The sequence below is a fragment of the Methanosphaera sp. genome, assembly GCF_016282985.1.
In the GTDB taxonomy this organism is placed as follows: domain Archaea; phylum Methanobacteriota; class Methanobacteria; order Methanobacteriales; family Methanobacteriaceae; genus Methanosphaera.
This window is the reverse complement of record NZ_JAEELZ010000051.1, coordinates 1-18198: the sequence shown is the minus strand read 5'-3', so window position 1 is coordinate 18198 and position 18198 is coordinate 1. Positions and strand designations below refer to the sequence as shown.

The 18198-nt window shown below is 28.5% G+C and carries 20 protein-coding genes and 2 tRNA genes; 7 read left to right on the top strand and 15 right to left on the bottom strand.

Annotated features, from left to right (window positions below):
• The first annotated feature begins 2 nt into the window (after positions 1 to 2).
• The 4 genes from wecB to QZZ11_RS03265 are packed head-to-tail and all read left to right on the top strand — an operon-like array spanning position 3 to position 4670.
• On the top strand, positions 3 to 1316 hold the full coding sequence (wecB, locus tag QZZ11_RS03280) for a UDP-N-acetylglucosamine 2-epimerase (non-hydrolyzing) (RefSeq protein ID WP_292473587.1): 1314 nt from the start codon (positions 3 to 5) through the stop codon (positions 1314 to 1316).
• Positions 1317 to 1331: 15 nt separating this feature from the next.
• On the top strand, positions 1332 to 2621 hold the full coding sequence (locus QZZ11_RS03275) for a nucleotide sugar dehydrogenase (RefSeq protein ID WP_292473585.1): 1290 nt from the start codon (positions 1332 to 1334) through the stop codon (positions 2619 to 2621).
• An 11-nt stretch (positions 2622 to 2632) separates the two neighbouring features.
• On the top strand, positions 2633 to 3619 hold the full coding sequence (locus tag QZZ11_RS03270; protein WP_292473583.1) for an ATP-grasp domain-containing protein: 987 nt from the start codon (positions 2633 to 2635) through the stop codon (positions 3617 to 3619).
• 7 nt (positions 3620 to 3626) lie between these two features.
• Positions 3627 to 4670: a hydantoinase/oxoprolinase family protein gene (locus QZZ11_RS03265; RefSeq protein ID WP_292473581.1), complete on the top strand. Its 1044-nt coding sequence runs from the start codon at positions 3627 to 3629 to the stop codon at positions 4668 to 4670.
• A gap of 1 nt (position 4671) precedes the next feature.
• Here the strand turns inward: QZZ11_RS03265 and QZZ11_RS03260 are convergent, their stop codons facing one another.
• Positions 4672 to 5235, bottom strand: a complete 564-nt coding sequence (locus tag QZZ11_RS03260) for a CDP-2,3-bis-(O-geranylgeranyl)-sn-glycerol synthase (protein ID WP_292473579.1) — start codon at positions 5233 to 5235, stop codon at positions 4672 to 4674.
• A 322-nt stretch (positions 5236 to 5557) separates the two neighbouring features.
• On the opposite strand from QZZ11_RS03260, the gene tes reads away from it, so the two are divergent.
• Both tes and QZZ11_RS03250 read left to right on the top strand, forming a co-directional pair.
• Entirely contained in the window at positions 5558 to 7075 is a 1518-nt protein-coding gene (tes, locus tag QZZ11_RS03255) for a tetraether lipid synthase Tes (RefSeq protein WP_292473609.1), read from the top strand.
• Between the two features lie 333 nt (positions 7076 to 7408).
• Positions 7409 to 7618 carry a histone family protein gene (locus QZZ11_RS03250; protein WP_292473577.1) on the top strand — a complete coding sequence of 70 codons (210 nt, stop codon included), beginning with the start codon at positions 7409 to 7411 and terminating at the stop codon, positions 7616 to 7618.
• Here the strand turns inward: QZZ11_RS03250 and QZZ11_RS03245 are convergent.
• The 11 genes from QZZ11_RS03245 to QZZ11_RS03195 all read right to left on the bottom strand — a co-directional run bounded on the left by QZZ11_RS03245 (position 7615) and on the right by QZZ11_RS03195 (position 15254).
• Positions 7615 to 7836 carry a hypothetical protein gene (locus QZZ11_RS03245; RefSeq protein WP_292473575.1) on the bottom strand — a complete coding sequence of 74 codons (222 nt, stop codon included), beginning with the start codon at positions 7834 to 7836 and terminating at the stop codon, positions 7615 to 7617. The genes QZZ11_RS03250 and QZZ11_RS03245 overlap by 4 nt on opposite strands.
• Positions 7837 to 7844: 8 nt before the next feature.
• Entirely contained in the window at positions 7845 to 8495 is a 651-nt protein-coding gene (locus QZZ11_RS03240) for a hypothetical protein (RefSeq protein WP_292473573.1), read from the bottom strand.
• A 49-nt stretch (positions 8496 to 8544) separates the two neighbouring features.
• Complete coding sequence (locus QZZ11_RS03235; protein ID WP_292473571.1) at positions 8545 to 8973, bottom strand: spore germination protein GerW family protein; 429 nt, start codon at positions 8971 to 8973, stop codon at positions 8545 to 8547.
• A 101-nt stretch (positions 8974 to 9074) separates the two neighbouring features.
• Positions 9075 to 9147, bottom strand: a tRNA-Phe gene (locus QZZ11_RS03230).
• 14 nt (positions 9148 to 9161) lie between these two features.
• Positions 9162 to 9233: transfer RNA gene (locus QZZ11_RS03225), tRNA-Val, on the bottom strand.
• A gap of 73 nt (positions 9234 to 9306) precedes the next feature.
• On the bottom strand, positions 9307 to 10074 hold the full coding sequence (locus tag QZZ11_RS03220; RefSeq protein ID WP_292473569.1) for a hypothetical protein: 768 nt from the start codon (positions 10072 to 10074) through the stop codon (positions 9307 to 9309).
• Between the two features lie 59 nt (positions 10075 to 10133).
• Entirely contained in the window at positions 10134 to 11408 is a 1275-nt protein-coding gene (locus tag QZZ11_RS03215) for a tRNA (N(6)-L-threonylcarbamoyladenosine(37)-C(2))-methylthiotransferase (RefSeq protein WP_292473567.1), read from the bottom strand.
• 10 nt (positions 11409 to 11418) lie between these two features.
• Entirely contained in the window at positions 11419 to 12060 is a 642-nt protein-coding gene (locus QZZ11_RS03210; RefSeq protein WP_292473565.1) for an HVO_0476 family zinc finger protein, read from the bottom strand.
• Positions 12057 to 12548 (bottom strand): homoaconitase small subunit, encoded by a 492-nt coding sequence (gene hacB / locus QZZ11_RS03205; protein WP_292473563.1) that lies wholly within the window; start codon positions 12546 to 12548, stop codon positions 12057 to 12059. Before hacB ends, QZZ11_RS03210 begins: the two co-directional genes overlap by 4 nt.
• 9 nt (positions 12549 to 12557) lie before the next feature.
• Positions 12558 to 13541 carry a beta-ribofuranosylaminobenzene 5'-phosphate synthase gene (locus QZZ11_RS03200; RefSeq protein ID WP_292473561.1) on the bottom strand — a complete coding sequence of 328 codons (984 nt, stop codon included), beginning with the start codon at positions 13539 to 13541 and terminating at the stop codon, positions 12558 to 12560.
• Between the two features lie 87 nt (positions 13542 to 13628).
• Positions 13629 to 15254, bottom strand: coding sequence for a tRNA uridine(34) 5-carboxymethylaminomethyl modification radical SAM/GNAT enzyme Elp3 (locus QZZ11_RS03195; protein ID WP_292473559.1), 1626 nt, complete (start codon positions 15252 to 15254; stop codon positions 13629 to 13631).
• 93 nt (positions 15255 to 15347) lie between these two features.
• Between QZZ11_RS03195 and QZZ11_RS03190 the strand changes: the two genes are divergently transcribed.
• On the top strand, positions 15348 to 15641 hold the full coding sequence (locus tag QZZ11_RS03190) for a PRC-barrel domain-containing protein (protein ID WP_292473557.1): 294 nt from the start codon (positions 15348 to 15350) through the stop codon (positions 15639 to 15641).
• A gap of 15 nt (positions 15642 to 15656) precedes the next feature.
• On the opposite strand, the gene QZZ11_RS03185 is transcribed toward QZZ11_RS03190, so the two are convergent.
• The 3 genes from QZZ11_RS03185 to QZZ11_RS03175 all read right to left on the bottom strand — a co-directional run.
• Positions 15657 to 16817 (bottom strand): pyridoxal phosphate-dependent aminotransferase, encoded by a 1161-nt coding sequence (locus QZZ11_RS03185; protein WP_292473555.1) that lies wholly within the window; start codon positions 16815 to 16817, stop codon positions 15657 to 15659.
• 20 nt (positions 16818 to 16837) lie between these two features.
• Positions 16838 to 17536: a DNA repair and recombination protein RadB gene (gene radB / locus QZZ11_RS03180; RefSeq protein WP_292473553.1), complete on the bottom strand. Its 699-nt coding sequence runs from the start codon at positions 17534 to 17536 to the stop codon at positions 16838 to 16840.
• Between the two features lie 371 nt (positions 17537 to 17907).
• Positions 17908 to 18198 (bottom strand): hypothetical protein (locus QZZ11_RS03175; RefSeq protein WP_292473551.1); only part of this gene is annotated, 291 nt, incomplete at its 5' end.

Genomic DNA, 18198 nt, shown 5'->3' with positions numbered 1-18198 from the left:
TTATGAAAATAGGAATTGTACTGGGAACTAGACCCGAAATTATTAAAATGTCATCCCTTATTGATGAAATTAATAAACATGATGATGAATGTGTAATTATTCACACCGGACAACATTTTGATGATGAAATGTCTAAACAATTTTTTATTGATTTGAACTTGCCATTACCTGACTATAATATAGGTATCGGTTCAAATACTGCAATTAAACAGATAAGCATTATCATTTCGGAGCTTGAAAAAATATTAATTGATGAAAAAATTGACATCGTTTTAGTTCAAGGAGATACTAATGCTGTTTTAGCTGGTGCTTTAGCTGCAAATAAACTAAAAATCCCTGTAGGACATGTTGAAGCAGGACTTAGATCATTCGATAAAGACATGCCTGAGGAAAATAATAGAATAATTGCTGATAATTGTTCAAGTTTATTTTTTGTACCCACTAAAGAAAATGCTATAAACTTACAAAATGAAGGAATAAATCATAAAGATATTCATGTTACAGGAAATACTATTGTCGATGCATGCAAAAGGAATTTAAAAATTGCTATAGAAAAAAGTGGTGTTAAAGATATCATAAAATATGATAAGTATATCGTATTAACTTTACACAGGGCCGAAAATGTTGACAATCCCGAAAGATTAAAAAATATAGTTAGAAGTTTACTTAAATTGGAATATAATATAGTGTTCCCACTTCATCCGCATACAAAAAAATCACTGGAAGAAAATGATTTATATGAACAAATGCTTAAATCATCACACATACAGATAACAAAACCTTTGGGTTATTTGGATTTTTTATATTTATTATCAAAAAGTTCTTTAGTGCTAACAGATTCTGGAGGAATTCAGGAAGAATCAATTACATTAAATATCCCTTGTGTAACATTAAGATATAATACAGAAAGACCAGAAACTATTTCTGCAGGTGGAAATATTTTGGCCGGAACAGAAGAAAAAGAAATTAAATACAACATTGAAAGTATATTAAATAATGAAGAAGTATATGAAAAAATGGCAAATGCCGTTAATCCATATGGAAATGGAGATAGCTCAGAAAAAATATATTCCATAATTAAGGATGCTTTTGAAAATAACAGACTAAAAATTAAATCATCCGATACGATAGTGGATTTTGAAGGATATTTGATGAAAAATATAACTAATGATATTACAGTTGAAGAATTTGAAAATGAAAATAAAAATCAGATTATTGAACAGATTTTTTACAATGGTTTGCCCGAATTTATTGATGAAAAAACTAATTTGAAAAATAAGAGCATTATAATTAAAAAATTTAAACAACGAACATGATAGGAAATGATTGTGATGAATTTTGATAATAAACAAATAGGAATATTCGGTTTAGGACATATTGGTTTACCTACTGCTGCCATATTAGCTAACAACAACATCCACGTTTTAGGCGCGGATGTTAATGAAAACACTGTGAATAACATAAACCAAGGAATTTGTAATTTTGAGGAACCGGGTCTAAATTCATTAGTTAAAGATGCTGTGAAAAACAATTATTTATCTGCAACAACCGATTTAGAATATGTTGCCAATACCTGTGACATAATTATCGTTATCGTTCCAACACCAATTTTTGAAAATAAAAAGGCAGACTTAACTTATGTGATTTCTGCTTGTGAAAGTATTAAAAAAGGACTCAAAAAAGGTAATCTTGTAATTATAGAAAGTACAGTCCCACCCGAAACAGGAATAAATGTTATCAAACCATTACTTGAAGAATCAGGATTAATATGTGGAGAAGATTTTTATCTTTCATACAGTCCTGAAAGAGCATTACCCAACAATACCATTTTTGAAATGACTCATAATGCAAGGATAATTGGAGGTTTCAATGAAAAAAGCGCTGATTTAACGGCACAATTATACTCATATATTACCCAAGGAGAAATAATTAAAGTAAAAAATATTACAAGTGCAGAAATGGTTAAATTAATGGAAAATACGTATCGGGATGTGAATATTGCTTTGAGTAACGAATTAGCTAAAATTTGTGAAAAAATTAATGTGAATGCCAATGAAGTTATCAACGCTGCTAATTACCACCCAAGAGTAAATTTACATACACCAGGACCTGGAGTGGGTGGTCACTGCATTCCAATTGACCCTTATTTCCTAATTGAAATTGCTGAAAAATATGGTGAAACGGCCAAATTAATCTCTGATTCACGATTAATAAATGACAGTATGCCAGACCATGTTTTAAGCATATTATCCAAATTTAATGATGGAATATCTACTGTAAGTATTTTAGGGATAGCATATAAAGGTAATGTGGATGATGTTAGAGAAACACCTTCAAAAAAATTAATTGAATTATTAATCAAAAACGGATACAGAGTTGTTGCTAATGATCCGATTGTCAAAAAAGAAGTTATTGAAACATTCAATGTTGATTCAGTTAGTTATGAAGACTCTTTGAAAAGTGACTGTATTATCATAATGACAGATCATGACATGTATAAAGAATTAAAACCGGAACAAGTAAAAGATAAACTAGTTATTTCAACAAAACCAATTTTAGACAGCGATAAATTTAGAGAAGCCGGAATAAATTTCCAAGCAATTGGAGATATTGTACTTTAACAGGTTGTTTTATGAAATTACTTGTATTTGAATATTCAAGCATTTGTTTAAATGAAACTTTATTATCCGAAGGATTTAATATGTTAAAAAGCGTATTGGATGATTTGGATAATAATCCTTTTTTTGACATTTATTATCTGATTAACAGGAGTATTGAATCCTTTGATTATGAAAATCTAAAATCAATATATCTTGATGATGATTTGTTTACATGGTTGAAAAATAATTCTAAAGACTATGACTATGCATTATTCATAGCCCCAGAAGACGATTTAATTCAATACAACATTACAAAAATTTTAGAAGATAATAATGTGACAATTATTGGCTCAGATAGTAAGTCTTCATATATCTGTTCCAGTAAAAAGTTAACGTATAACAAAGTACCTGACAATATATTAAAAATCAACACCATAAAATGTAAAACTGATGAAATTGATTATGATATTATCAAACGTAAAATTAATAAAAATAAATTTATAATTAAGCCAGATGATAAGACTTCCTCTGATTTGATATATATAATTACTGATGAAAATTCATTTAATAAAGTAAAAAATATTTACAAAAGAAACCATATTGATTATTTATTGGTTCAGGAATACATAGAAGGAAAACCAATAAGTGTAAGTTTAATATGTAATGAAAACAGTATGGTTTGTTTAAGCATCAATTCGCAGGAAATTATACAAAACGATAATAGAATAAAATATATTGGTTGTGAAACTCCAATAAAACATCCATTAGAAAAGGAAATAATTGAAATTTCAAACATAATTGTTAATAGTATTCCCGGTTTAAAAGGATTTATAGGAATTGATTACATTATTCAAAAAGAAAAAATAGTTTTCATTGAAATAAATTCAAGAATAACCACGCCATACATAGTTTTACAAAAGATTTGTAATCAAAATTTAACAAACGGCATCATAGATTATGTTATAAATAATAAAACAGTTGAACTAACATTTGAAAAACAAGGAAAATTTTTTAGGTAATGTTATTATGAAAATTTTAGGATTAGACATTGGTGGTGCAAATACAGACTGCACAATTATCGAATTAAAAAATGATGAAATAATTTCCATGAAAAATGATAGAGAATATTTTCCAATGTGGAAAAACAATACCCAGCTTCAGGAATGCTTACATAAATTAACAGAAAATGATCCAGATATTGATGTAATATGTGTTTCAATGACTGCAGAACTGGCCGATGGATACACAAGCAAAAAAGAAGGAGTTTTAGACATATCCCACCAAGTTATAAAAGTATTTAATGAAAAAATAGTATATTTTGTAACGTTTGATGGTTTAAAAACTTATGATGAACTTAAAAAAAATCCATTAAGTGCAGCTGCTGCGAATTGGATTGGTACAGCGGAAATAATAAAATATATCGAAAAAGATTGTATTTTTATGGACATAGGTTCCACAACAACAGACATTATCCCCATAAAAAATCATAAGGAATATGCCTTGGGACATACTGATTTAGAACGTCTTTCAACAGGTGAATTAATATATACTGGTATGCTTCGTACAAATTTAACTTCAATTGTACATACAGTTCCCATACACAATAAGAATACTCGTGTAAGCAGCGAACTTTTTTCTATTACTGCTGATGTTCACAGGATACTGGGCAATATTGAAGAGGACGAATACACCTGCCCAACACCTGATGGAAATAAAAAGGACATTATATCATGCAAACGTAGACTTGCCCGATTAGTATGTGCAGATTTGGATTCCCTTGAAGATGAAGAAATTATTAAATTAGCAGAATATATTGAAAAAAAACAGATTGACCAGATATACTCTGGATTAAAAGAAGTTGTTGAAAGAACAAAAATAAAAACTGTACTAATTACATCCATAGGACATGGAAATCTCTGTGAAAAAGCTGCCAAGAAACTAAACTTAAATATAATATCCCTGGACAAGTACATGAGTAAAAAAGCTACAAATGTATTGACAGCAATTGGAGCTATACAAATGTATCTTGATAAATTAAATGAAAAAATAGTATTGATAAAGAATGTATGATCTAATACCATACATCTTTAATATTAATTAAATAAGCAAATATGTTTGCACCCAAATGTAAGAAAACACTGACAAACAATATGATAACAATCATTTCCCAACTTAAATTAATTACTAATGAAACAAATAACAATGCAAATACAACAAAATCTAATTGATCTAACAGAGGTACCGGTTTTCCACGTTCAAAATTTAATCTTCTTTTAATAAAACTTCCTATTGCATCTCCTATTAAAGCTCCAAAACCTAATAAAAAACCCATTAATAAACCTTGAGGGATACTTCCAGAGATAACTGTTATTTGAGAAGCAGATATGTTAAATAACCCTGATGCAATACCACAATCAGCTAAAAAGCCCAAAATTCCGCCAACAATCATTCCTAATAATCCACCACCAATTAAACCCCGCCAGGTGCATCCATCACCAATCAATCGTCGGCCATCCCAAGCATATTTACCAAAATCCATTGGTGTTCCACCACCAAAGACTAATGCAGAACCATTAGAAAAATATGCGGGAATCATCAAATATATAGAATACAAAATAATTGTTATAAAATCCATTTTAATCCTCAATGTTCCATTAAATATTATAATATAATATTTCAAAATTAATTTATAAAAATTTTTCTAAGTTAAAATTTATTACGATATTAAAATGAATATAAAATTTTTATTAATATTTTTTTAATTATTTTTCATAGCATATCCCATTTAACAATCTTTAAATTAATTTAACAAATCTTATAGAAAAAATAATATAATAAAAAGTATATCATAGTAACAACAAATAAACTAATTAATATTAAATAATGAAATACCAAATTTATAAAAAAAATTATTATATTTAAAGAATATCTAAGTTAGGGGATGGATTTGATTGTCAATAATCTCTAAAACAAAAAGTTTATGTCCAGAATGTCTAAAAATTTTGGATGCTGAAGTATACACAAAAAATAATGCAATATATATTACAAAAACATGTCCAGAACACGGAAAATTTGATAATACTTACTGGCATGATGAAGAAGCTTATAAAAAAGCTTTAAAATATGGGGCAGAACCTCACAAATTAAATAATCTTAAGGAAGAATTGAATGGGGAATGTCCTTCAAACTGTGGATTATGTAAAGAGCATGAAAGTCAAACAATATTAGGTCTGATTGATGTTACCAACAGGTGTAACTTATCCTGTCCTATATGTTTTGCTAACGCTGCAAAATCAGGTACATTATATGAACCTTCTCAGGATGAAATTAGACAAATGCTTAAAAATTTAAGAAAAAACCAACCGGTTGCAACACCCGCAATACAATATTCCGGTGGAGAACCTACTGTACGAAAAGACATAGTAGAACTTATCAAAATTGCAAAAGAAGAAGGGTTTACTCATACACAAATTGCAACCAATGGTATAGCTTTAGCAAATGATGAAAATCTAGCTAAAGAACTTAAACAAGCAGGTCTTAACACAGTTTACTTACAATTTGATGGGGTTACTGAAGAACCATACATCAAAACCCGTAATGCTAATATTTTAAGTAAAAAAATAGAAGCTATTGAAAATTGTCGAAAAGCCAGATTAGGTATTGTTTTAGTTCCAACATTAGTTGAAGGAATAAACAATGACCAAGTTGGAGACATTATCAAGTTTGCATTAGATAATATTGATGTAATACGTGGAGTTAATTTCCAACCGGTATCCTTTGCAGGAAGAACTCCTTCAGATCAAGTTGAAGAACAACGTATTACCATCGATGACTTTATGAAAAATGTTGAAAAACAAACCGATTTCAATATCACCGAAGATGCTTTCTATTCCGCATCAACTGTTGCACCAATATCCGATTTAATATCAGCAATGAGTGGAACTGAAGCTGAAGTAGCATTAACATGCCACGAACATTGTGGAATTGGAACATACGTCTTTAAAGAAGAAGATGGCAGTGTTATCCCTATCACAGATTTTATTGATGTAGATAAATTCATGAATTTGATTGAAAAAAGTATTCCGGATATTCAAAAAAATTCCAGAATTTCCAAAACTAAAACAATTGCACGTGCATTAAAAGAATTACCTAAAACAGTGGATACCAAAAAATCACCATCTTACATAGATATTATTGAATTACTTAAAAATATCTTTATCAAAAAGGATTATAATGCTTTAGGTGACTTCCACGTAAATGCTTTATTGATTTCATGTATGCATTTCATGGATCCGTTTAACTTTGACCAAGATAGAGTACGTAGATGTGTAATTCACTATGCAACACCTGATGGTAGAATTATTCCATTCTGTTCTATGAATAACATATACAGACCGAATATAGAAGAAAAATTCAATATCCCATTAAACTCAGACAGGGCTAGAGAAATTTTGGCAAACTTAAATAAACAATAACGGTTTAGTTAACCCCCTTTTTATTTATTTTATAATATTTTTAAAGATTATACTATTTTTATAAAAAATACTTAATTTTAGCTTATTTAAAGTAATAAACACAAGTTATATTTAAAATAACGAATTAAAAAATTTTAAAAAAACATTACATTTTCAAAAAAATCCTAGAAAAAAAGTTAAATTATTAATAATAGATAAAATAAAAATTAAATACGTAATTATTTAAAAAGATATGCGTAAATATGTAATATCTATCCAATATGTAAAAAAAATCTTTTAATAATTACAAATATGTTTATTAAAAATACTTAGAAATTTTGGAGGAAAAATGTAATGGCAAAATTACCATTAACTCCGTTAGGACGAATTATTAAAAACGGAGGAGCTGAACGAGTTAGTGAAGATGCTAAAATAGCATTATCTGAATATTTAGAAGAAATTTCTACAATAATCGCAGAATATGCATTAGAAAATGCTGAAACTAATGGAAGAAAAACTTTAAAAGCTGAAGATATAGAAGTAGCATATAAAAATATGTTTTAACTACTCTTCTCATTTTTTTTAATATTATCAAACTCCTCATCTGACAAATCCAAATTTATAAAATAAATTAAATCTTTTTCTATTATTTTAAAAGCTACTACTTTAAAATCATAACTAAAAAAATTATTTTTTAAAAAAACAATATTTAGTGAAGCTATTGGAAATATCTTTCTTTCACCAATGTTTATAGAATCCAATAAATATTTTTTAGATATCATAGAAAAACCTACTGGGTTAAAACTTTAATTAATTCACGTAATCTATCTCTTCTAAGAATATAGAATAATATTTTAATTAAATTAAATAATAATATATCAAATTTAACATTTACATCAGATTTAACTAAAAATTTATTCATTTCCGGAGTTAAATATAATTTAAAATTCAATGGATATAATGGTGCTGCCAAAGCCCATAATAAAGTACATAATTTTATAGTCAAATCATTTTCTAAAAGACCCATATTTAAAATTACATAGGATTCATCAAACTTCACCATTTTGATTATTAATTTTATAATATAATATAAATCGCCTTTTGAATCATCCAGTAAAGGTAATACTTGTTTAATTTTATCAAAAGTGCCTTCTTCATTTTCCGAAGATGTATTTTCAATTTCTTCTGATTTTTCATCGTTTAACTTCAATTCAAAAATATCTAATGTTTTAGAAAAAAAAGAAGCTTGCAATTTTAGATAAACTATTTTTTCAATAGTGAAAAGAAATATATTAAAAAATAAAAAATTTATCTTAATATCAAACGAATAATCTAAATTATTATTTTTTAAAATTATATGTATATGCCATGTTTTTAAAAATATTAAAAAAAGTGATAATGCTAAAATAAATAATATTACCAACAATATTTCTATAATCATGACAATTCAAACTCATTATTTTTAATTGAAAAATTAAAATATTAACTTTTTATCCGGACTCTTTTTTAATTTTTGTTTTTATTTTATCAATACTGGACTCTGATGGTAATTCAGTAGCAGGAGTCTCCTTAGCATTGTTAAGTACACCCATTACAACTTTACTGACACCAGATAATAATCCTTCCAAAGAGTCATCTTTATTAATTTGAACCAATTCAACACCATTTGGTCCAGGAATATTCTTATAAACAATTAACAAAGCTACAGGATCAATGGATCCACCACCACCAGTTCCACCAATACCTGTTTCATTTGTACCTTTATTATCTGCAACACCTACTCCAAAACCTAATGATGTTTTTGATATAGGAATAATAAGTTTATCATCAGCATCAATTGGAGTTCCAACAATACTATTTGTATTCATAACTTTTTGTATTTCATTCAAAGTCTTTTCAATTGAGTTATCAAGATTCATATTAAGTCCTCAAAAAATATATCTTATAATAAATGTTATTATTTATCATTAAAATAGTTATGTAAAAATTATTATAAAAATAGTTATTAATAAAAAGGTTATGCCGTGAGCCGGACTTGAACCAGCGACATCCAGATCTTCAGTCTGGCGTTCTCCCATCTGAACTATCACGGCAACAAAAAAAATTATGGGCCGAACGAGATTCGAACTCGCGATCCCCTCCACGTCAAGGAGGTATCATACCTCTAGACCATCGGCCCAGAAATATCTCTTTTAAAGACTAATATTATATTAATAATTTATAATATATATACTTTATGGTAGTTTATAGAATTAATTTTTGGAACGACTAGATAATTTATGAATAATAAACTCCCCAATCAAACCACCTATTCCAGATAATATACTACAGAATATTATTGAAAGAATAACTGTGTATAAATCTTTAGTAGCAATAAATGTTATTAAACCAACAACTATCCCTATTGAAGAAGATATTTCCATAGAATCCTTATAACTCATACGTGGAATTATCATAACAGACATTATTCCTGCTAAAATTAAAGACGTGCAAATTACAGCCATCAAAGGATACATATTCTGAGTTGCAAATGCCATTACATCAGCAGGTAATTCAGCTGATCCCAACACTAATTGAATTCCTATCAATGAAAAGAAGAAAAAATCAACTAATCCTATCATCAACGAAAATAATCTGAATATCAAACTATTTCTTGGAGAAAATGCTGGTTTAGATTGGATGATTATTGTTTGAGTAGTTTTAGAATCATTTTCAAGATTATTAACATTTAAATCATTGAAATTAGGAATACTATCTAAATTGTACTGTAAATGTAAATTTGTAGAACCACAATGTAAACATGCACCTGTTTCCCTAGGATTTAATGAGTTACATGAAGCACATATTTTATTATATGAAATCTCTGGAAGAATTATATCATTTAATATCATTTTTAATTCTGTTTCATTAGCAGCAAACTCTAATGTATGTCCACAATTTTCACATTTATAAAAGTTTAAAGGAAGTTTTTCATCAACCTCAACAAATTTTTTACAACTTCGACATACTATAAAACTCATAATAATCAATTCTTTATTTAACTCTTTATAATTATATTTAATTTATTTAATAAATTATTTTATATTTTTTCAGCTTTTAAATATGTTCGTTTACCTTCTGTTATTTTTACATCAACAAAAGAACCTATTTGAACATCATCCACTATAACGTTTTTATAGGAATTAGTATATCCTACAAAACCACCAGAGCTTCCTTTACCAGTAATCAATACTTTTTGAACAGTCCCTTCATATTTTTTATTATTTTCCAACATTACATCGGTTTTAACTTCATTAATCCTATGGGAACGTTCTTTCATGACTTTATGATCAATTTCAGGTAATGTGTTGGATTTAGCTCCGGGTCTATGCATATATTTTGAAATATGAATTATATCTGGTTTGACTTCATATAACATATCAATAGTCTTTTCAAAATCATCATCAGTTTCTGTAGGATAACCTACAATAATATCCGTTGCAATAGATAAATCTGGAATTTCACTTCTAAATTGATTTATCATATCATAATACTCGTCTAAACCATGTAACCTATTCATTTCTTCTAAAACCTTAGAACTACCTGTTTGAACAGGAATGTGTACAAAATTATAAATTTTTTCATTATTTTTAAAGGCAGATATAACTTCATCCAATTGACCTTTAAGACTTTTTGGATGCATCATCCCAACACGAATACGGAAATCCCCTTCAATAGAAGCAAGTTTATTCAATAATTCGGAAAATGATTCGCCTGAATCTAAACCAAAACAAGCTGAATCCTGTGCTGTAACCTGTAATTCTTTACAACCCTGCGATATTGCCATTTTAGCTTCATCAACAATTGTTTCAATAGGATAACTTACCAGATGACCTCTTGCTATCCTAGTACAACAAAAAGTACATGAACCATTACATCCTTCAGAAATTTGTAATATATGAGTTAATGAATTAAAATCCTTGTTATGTGTACCTGCTTTGATAAGTGAAGTTTTTCCACATTCGTGTACAACTTCGCCATTAATTGACTTATTTACCACTTCATTAATTTTATCAATTTTATGGGGTCCAATCCAACAGGCATCACCCGCAAATTTATTTAAACGTATTGGATCAACTTCAACCATACATCCCCCAACTATTAATTTTTTATCGGGAAATTCTGTTTTTATTTTGTTAATCCGAGTAATCATCTTTTGTTCGGTGGGTAACTTAACATAACATGTATTTAATATTACAACATCCGCATCGTCTATATTATCAACCAACTCATGTTCATCACTTAACAAAGTAGTCATAATCTGACCATCAGCCTGATTAAAGGTACAACCATAACTTTCTAAATAAACTTTCATCGAATCACAATTAATTATAACTTTTTTCTTTAGAAGTTGTTTTAACAACATATTCTGTTAAATCATATTTAACTTTAGACTTGTCTTTTGAAGATAATAATTTACCATATACTCTTTTTATAACCCTAGCATATGCAAAACCTTTTTTCATATTTCTTTCTAAAGTTTTTATACCATAAACTTTGAATTTTAAACCATTTATCTCCCCAATATCACCGATGGAAATAATAAATTCTTGTTCAACTTCTATCTTATGAGAAATAACATTTCCCTGATTATCAATGGAAATACCAATCCTGGCTAAAGTATCTAATGATTTAACCCAAATTGTTTTAATATCAACCACAGGACATTCATAAACTCTGTTTCCATCATTATTTTCAATTGATGTAACTTCAACATCCTTATCATCAATATATAATAAAGTTCCTGTTTCTAAATATTCATCAGAATATAATTTAATGCTAGTTTTCCATGATTTTTCAAATTCACTTATAATTACCCTTACATCAAGTTCATATGCTTCTTCAGGAGCAATTTCGTGATAAACATGATTACATTCTAAACATTGAACCAGCAATTCCTTATTCTTTTTCCCTTTAGATTTTAATATTTCATAGTCATCATATCCACAACTAGGACATACCATCATTCTTCCCCCTTATTTTTCAAATATTGTTCAACCAATCCACCATTTTCTAAAATATTTAACATTGTTGGGTCAAAAGGTTTAAATTTGACCGTATTTTCTTTTGTTATGTTAGTAATTGTTCCTTCTTCAACATTTACTTCAACAATATCCCCTTCATCCACACCAATATCTGCCGTAATTACAGGTAACCCAATATTTATAGCATTTCTATAAAAAATTCTTGCAAATGATTTTGCTATAACAACTGATACTCCAGCTGTTTTTATGGCAACAGGTGCTTGTTCTCTTGATGAACCACATCCAAAATTCCAACCGGCAACAATGATATCCCCTTCATTAACCTTTTGTGAAAATTCAGGATCTTCTGCTTCCATTACATGATCAGCTAAGTCTTGAGGATTGAATGTTCTTAGGTACCGTCCAGCAATTATTACATCAGTATCTATACTATCTCTAAATTTCCATACTTTCCCTTTCATTATATCCATTTTTTCCACCTACTCTTTGATTATGGCTCCATGATTTTTTCCTTTTGTAAAGCAGATATCTGTATTATTTCCTGCAATATCTCTTAATTCTTTTTTCAATTTATTTGATAACGAATCTGTTATTCCAAAACAGGTAGGTCCAAATGAACTCATACCAACACAAGGAATCCCGATATCATCCATGTTTTTTAATAAATTATTTATTTTAGAATCTTGTAAATCTCTTTCTATTTTCTTAAATCCTATTGATTGAATTTTTTTTACTGAATCCCCAAAACTATCAATATCCACTTCAAGAACAGAAGGCATTAATTTCATCAATGTTAAGTAACATATCCTTTCCACATCATTTATGTTTATAGGAGAATATGATTGAAATATATTTATTTCTTCGTTTCCGGAAGCTCCCTGTGAAATTTTTGGAGTTACAAGAATTATATCCCAATCCTCCGGAAAATCATATCTTGCCAATAATGGAGGTGGTGAAACTTTTGATGCTGAAGAAGGCAAATAATCCTTTTTAACTGATTTTTTATGACCTCCATCAACAATTAAACCACCTTTATCAAAGGAATGTACACCAATACCACTAGTTCCTCCTCTTTGAATTATTTTAGCCAATTCATAACCATTTAAATTCACATGATTTAATGAAGAAATTAGTTTTGCGGTTGATAATGCCAATTGTGTACCTAAACCCAATCCATGATGAATCTGGTAAGTTTCATTAATTTTTAATGAGTAATCTGTTTCAATTTTAAGATACTCTTTAATTTTCTTGGCTGCTTCCAATATTTTTGATTCATATATTTCCTTGTTTGAAAGAGAAATATTTTCATTAAATTCAACAATTGTATCGTCATTTGTCTCCAAACATTCCATTTTTAATGATGGTTTTTCTAAGGTAATTCCTATACCACCATCCAACCGACCTTCTAATCCATTTAAATCTATTAAAGATAAATGTAATCTTGCAGAAGTTTCTATTTCCAAAATAATACAACCTAATGAATGATACTTAAAATTATAAACTATATTTATCTATGTTAATAATTATTTATACAATTTTTTATGAACAACTTATAAAAACTTGGACATGTAAGGTCCATCTTTGTGATATCCCAACTTTCTATAATAATCTCGGACTCCAATACCACTTATTATCAACAATTTATCCTTGTTAAATTCTTCTTTAGCAATAGATTCTGCTTTTTTAAGTAGTTCAGCACCGTAACCCCTATGTTGCCATAACTGATTATCATTTTTTCCGATTTCTTGCATTTGCCCATAGACATGTAATTCCCTAATCAAAGCACTGGTATTTGTAATTTCAGGCCGGAATACATTTTTGGAAGGAATTCTCAATCTTGTAAATCCAATAAGTATGTCATTTTCTTGATCTTCAATGGATAAGAATATTTCTTTTCCTCCAGTAACATCATAGTCCGTTCTTAATAATTCGATATTGTCATAATCAGGTTCTACACCATGCGCTTTTTTATGACCTACTTCCCGGCACCTAATACATTGACATTGGACATTTTCCTCTTCCAACCTATTATAAACCAATTCACCTAGATTAGACTTTTTAACACCCGCATCAATTAAAGTTGCTGGAATATCCCTTTGAATTCTCATAGTTCGTACCCATTTAGGAAGAATTTTTTTAATTTCAACAATTAAATCAACAGCTTCCTCTGAAGAATATGGTTCATACTCACCTTTTTTCCACATATCATAAAACTCAGAACCTTCAGTAACCAAACAAGGATAAATTTTTAGCATATCCGGAGAAAATGATTCTTCAGTAAATAATCGTTTGAACATATTTAAATCACTGTCAAACGTAGAGAATAATCCTGGCATCATATGCATAGCTACTTTAATTCCAGAGTCTCTTAATAATTGATTTGCTTCAATAACATCCTGAATAGTATGTCCCCTATCTACACGTTTATAACGATAATTATATAATGTTTGAACTCCGAGTTCGACCCGTGTAACACCATAATTTAACATTCGGTTAATTTCTTCAGTTTTTGAATAATCAGGTCTTGTTTCAAAAGTTAAACCTACACACCTTACTTTACTGTGTTCATTCGTTTTTTGAACATCTTTAAGATATAAAAAATCGGATGGAGGAACTATTTCAATTTCTCTCTGATTTTTAGGAATTTGAGAACTAACTTTTTCAAAATCATTCATAGCCCTTAAACATTGAGTAACAAACCATTCCTGGTAATCTAATGTTCTGGAAGCAAAAGTTCCACCCATAACAATTAATTCTACTTTATCAATAGGATGTCCAATATTATTAAGTTGATATAATCTATTAAATGTTTGTATATATGGATGAAATTCAAACATCCTTGCCCTTAAAGCGGCAGGTTCTTCACCAGTATAACTTGGTGGTGCAACACTGCTTTCCGGACAATATTTACAACGACCATGAGGACATTTGTGAGGACTACACATAACTGCAACTATTGCCACTCCAGAAATAGTCCTGGATGGTTTTTTCATCAATATTGGCCTCAATAATTCCAATTCCTGAGAATTGGCAAACTGCAATATCTTTGAATTACTCATAAAACCCGGCAAATTTAATTCTCTACATGTTTGAATTTTTAATTTTTCTAATTCTTTTTTAGTAGATATGTTATTATCAATTGCTTTTTTAATGATTAATCTACATGCTTCTTCCATATTATTCAAACACTCCTAAAAATTATAAACATATAAATAATGTATTGTTTAAATTATACATATAATATTATAAAAAGATATAAGGTGATTTTAATGAAAACTTCTAAAATTATAGGTAAAAAAGTTCTAGATTGTAATGCTAACGATGTTGGAAAAGTTCAAGATGTTGATATAGATATCAAATCCAACAATATTAATGAGATAATTATTAATTCAGGTGAACTAAGTTTAAGAAAAGTAAATATTGAAGTAACACCAGATATGATTGCACAAGTAGGCGATTATTTACTATTAAATGTATCTAAATCAGAAATAACTGCTGAACAGTCAAAAGAAAATCCTGATGCAGAAATAGTCAATCCAAATGATTTAGAAGAAAAAAAATAAATCAAAATGATTTATTTATTCCTTTTTTCTTTCCTGTAATACCTTAATAGCTTCAGGGAATTCTTTTCTAAATTCCATTACTTGTTCTGTTGGGATTGAAAAACTAATTCTTATATATTTATCTCCAAATAATTTACTAGTATAATTTCCTTCACGTACAAATATACTTTTTTCTTTTAATAGATACTCAGAAATTTCTTCAGGAGTTAAACCAGTACCTGAAACATCCACAGTCATCATGTTACCATCAACTGGATATAATGGTAAAAATACTCCCGGAACTTCATCAATAGTTTCTTTAATTATTTCCTGATTTTTGAAACAAGTTTCCTTAACTTCAGTAATCCATTCATTTTTACTTTCTAAACCAGCAATTCCTGCTTCTTGTGCTAATGAATTAGTTCCCAAATCATTTATAACACTTGCCCTCATTTTTCTGATTAATTCAGGTGAACTTATTACAGACCCTATTCTTAATCCAGCCATACCGAAAATTTTTGAGAAACTATAAATTGTTATTGTATGTTCAGGAGCATAATGAGCTACCAAATGATGTTCTCTTGCAAAATCCTTGTAAGTTATATCATGTAACACATAGATATTGTTTTCTTTAGCAATTTCTGCAATTTCTTTAATTTCTTCTTCAGTATATGTGTATCCCATAGGATTCATAGGATCAATTAATATAATCATTTTTGTCTGTAAATCTATATTTTCCTTAATGAGTTCTGGTGTTAATTTATAACCACATTCTTCATTATAAATTGGAATTTCTTTTACATGATGTCCAAACCTATTACAGAAATTGTTAATGATTAAGTAACCAGGATCAGATGCTATAGTATTGGTAGTATGATGTAATGTTGTACTAATAGCCAAATATAATGCTTCAGTTGCACTAGCAGTAATCTGTATATCGTATACCTCTTTATCAAGATCCAAATCTTTTAAAATTAATTCCTTTAATTCAGGAAAACCTTCTGGTGGTGGGTACTTACAATAATTTCTTTTTCTTGCTGCTTCAATTAATGCATTTTCTATATGTTTATCTTTTTGTAAGTGATTTGTATTTTGTCCCATCCAAATTAAATCTTCTTTCTTATACAAATAATCAAAAAATTCGTTAACTGAATTAAAACCAGTGGGAATTTTCTTTTCCTTCTTTTTAAATACCATAATTTAACTCCTTAAATTGTTTATGAAATACCCCTATCTGTTATCTCAAAAGAAACTGTTTGCCCCGGAGATTTATTTTTATGTCTTTGCAATGTGGCAGTTCTTGTTAAAGAACCCAAATTTCTTTCTATTTCTATAATAATTTTACTCCAATATTTTAATACTGTTCCACCTATAGGCTCCACAATTAAATCATCAGAATCAAAAGGAGAATATATCTGATTTGTTATAACAACAGCTATGTCAAACTGTCTGCTTAAAGTTAATAATTTAGCCATCAATCTACCTAATTTTTTATTGATTTCTGACGGATCTCCATCTTCCACTCTATAGAGTGCAACAATAGAGTCTATAATTAAAATATCTATGGAACTATCTTCTTGTAATAAGCGTTCTATATTTTGAATTTCAAGTAATTGTTCATCAAATGTTTTTGGCTCTAATAAAAATATGTTTCGCGCTATTGAATCAAAATCAGATGCTGCTATTTGTTGAATTCTCTCTAATGACAAACCACCTTCTGTATCCATATAAATTGCTTTAGAACCATTTTTAGTCGATTCATATAATATTTTTAAAACAATGTTTGTCTTTCCACAACCGGGTGGCCCATAAAATTGAGTAATTGCTCCTTTTTCTATACCCCCACCCAAAAGTTCATCTAATGAAGAAGATGTTGGAATAAGAACTGATTGTTTTAAATCTGAAAGTGTTTTCATTAAATATCTCCATCAAATTTATAGACATAAATCTAATTATTTATTTATTTATTATCCTATAAAAATATTTGAGATTTCAATTTTTAAGAAGAATTATGAGTCCCCGACAAAATTATTTTTTTGATAGAATAAAAGTATTACTAAATAATAATAGTAATAATCTTTGTTCTTATTCTAAAAAAAAACATAAGATTATATCTTTTTTTTGTCTTTGTTCAAATCAAACAAACAACATTAATATACAATGAAACAATAATGATGATGAGACAAAAACATATAAAATTAAAAGAAAAATAAATGTTATATCTTTTATATTCTTTGTTTAAATCCCCATCCAACATTTATCTTTTTATGTGTATGATTATTTTTTGTTATATGAGTTTGATTTTAGCTGGAGCGGACTGTACCCACTTACACAGTCGTTCATTATTGAATTTCTGCTTACTTTTACGTATAATATTGCAGGCGGCATTTACATCTGCATTAATAAGTTTTCCTTTCAACGTTTTATATAATCCTCGTTTGATTCTTTTTCCTTTGAACTCGTATTTATTTTGTTTTTTCTGATTTTCTTCATATGCTGGTAATATGTCGTTGTCTAGGAAGCTGCTTTTGCTTGTATATGATTCTTCCTGAATAATCAGTGTTATATCATGTAATTG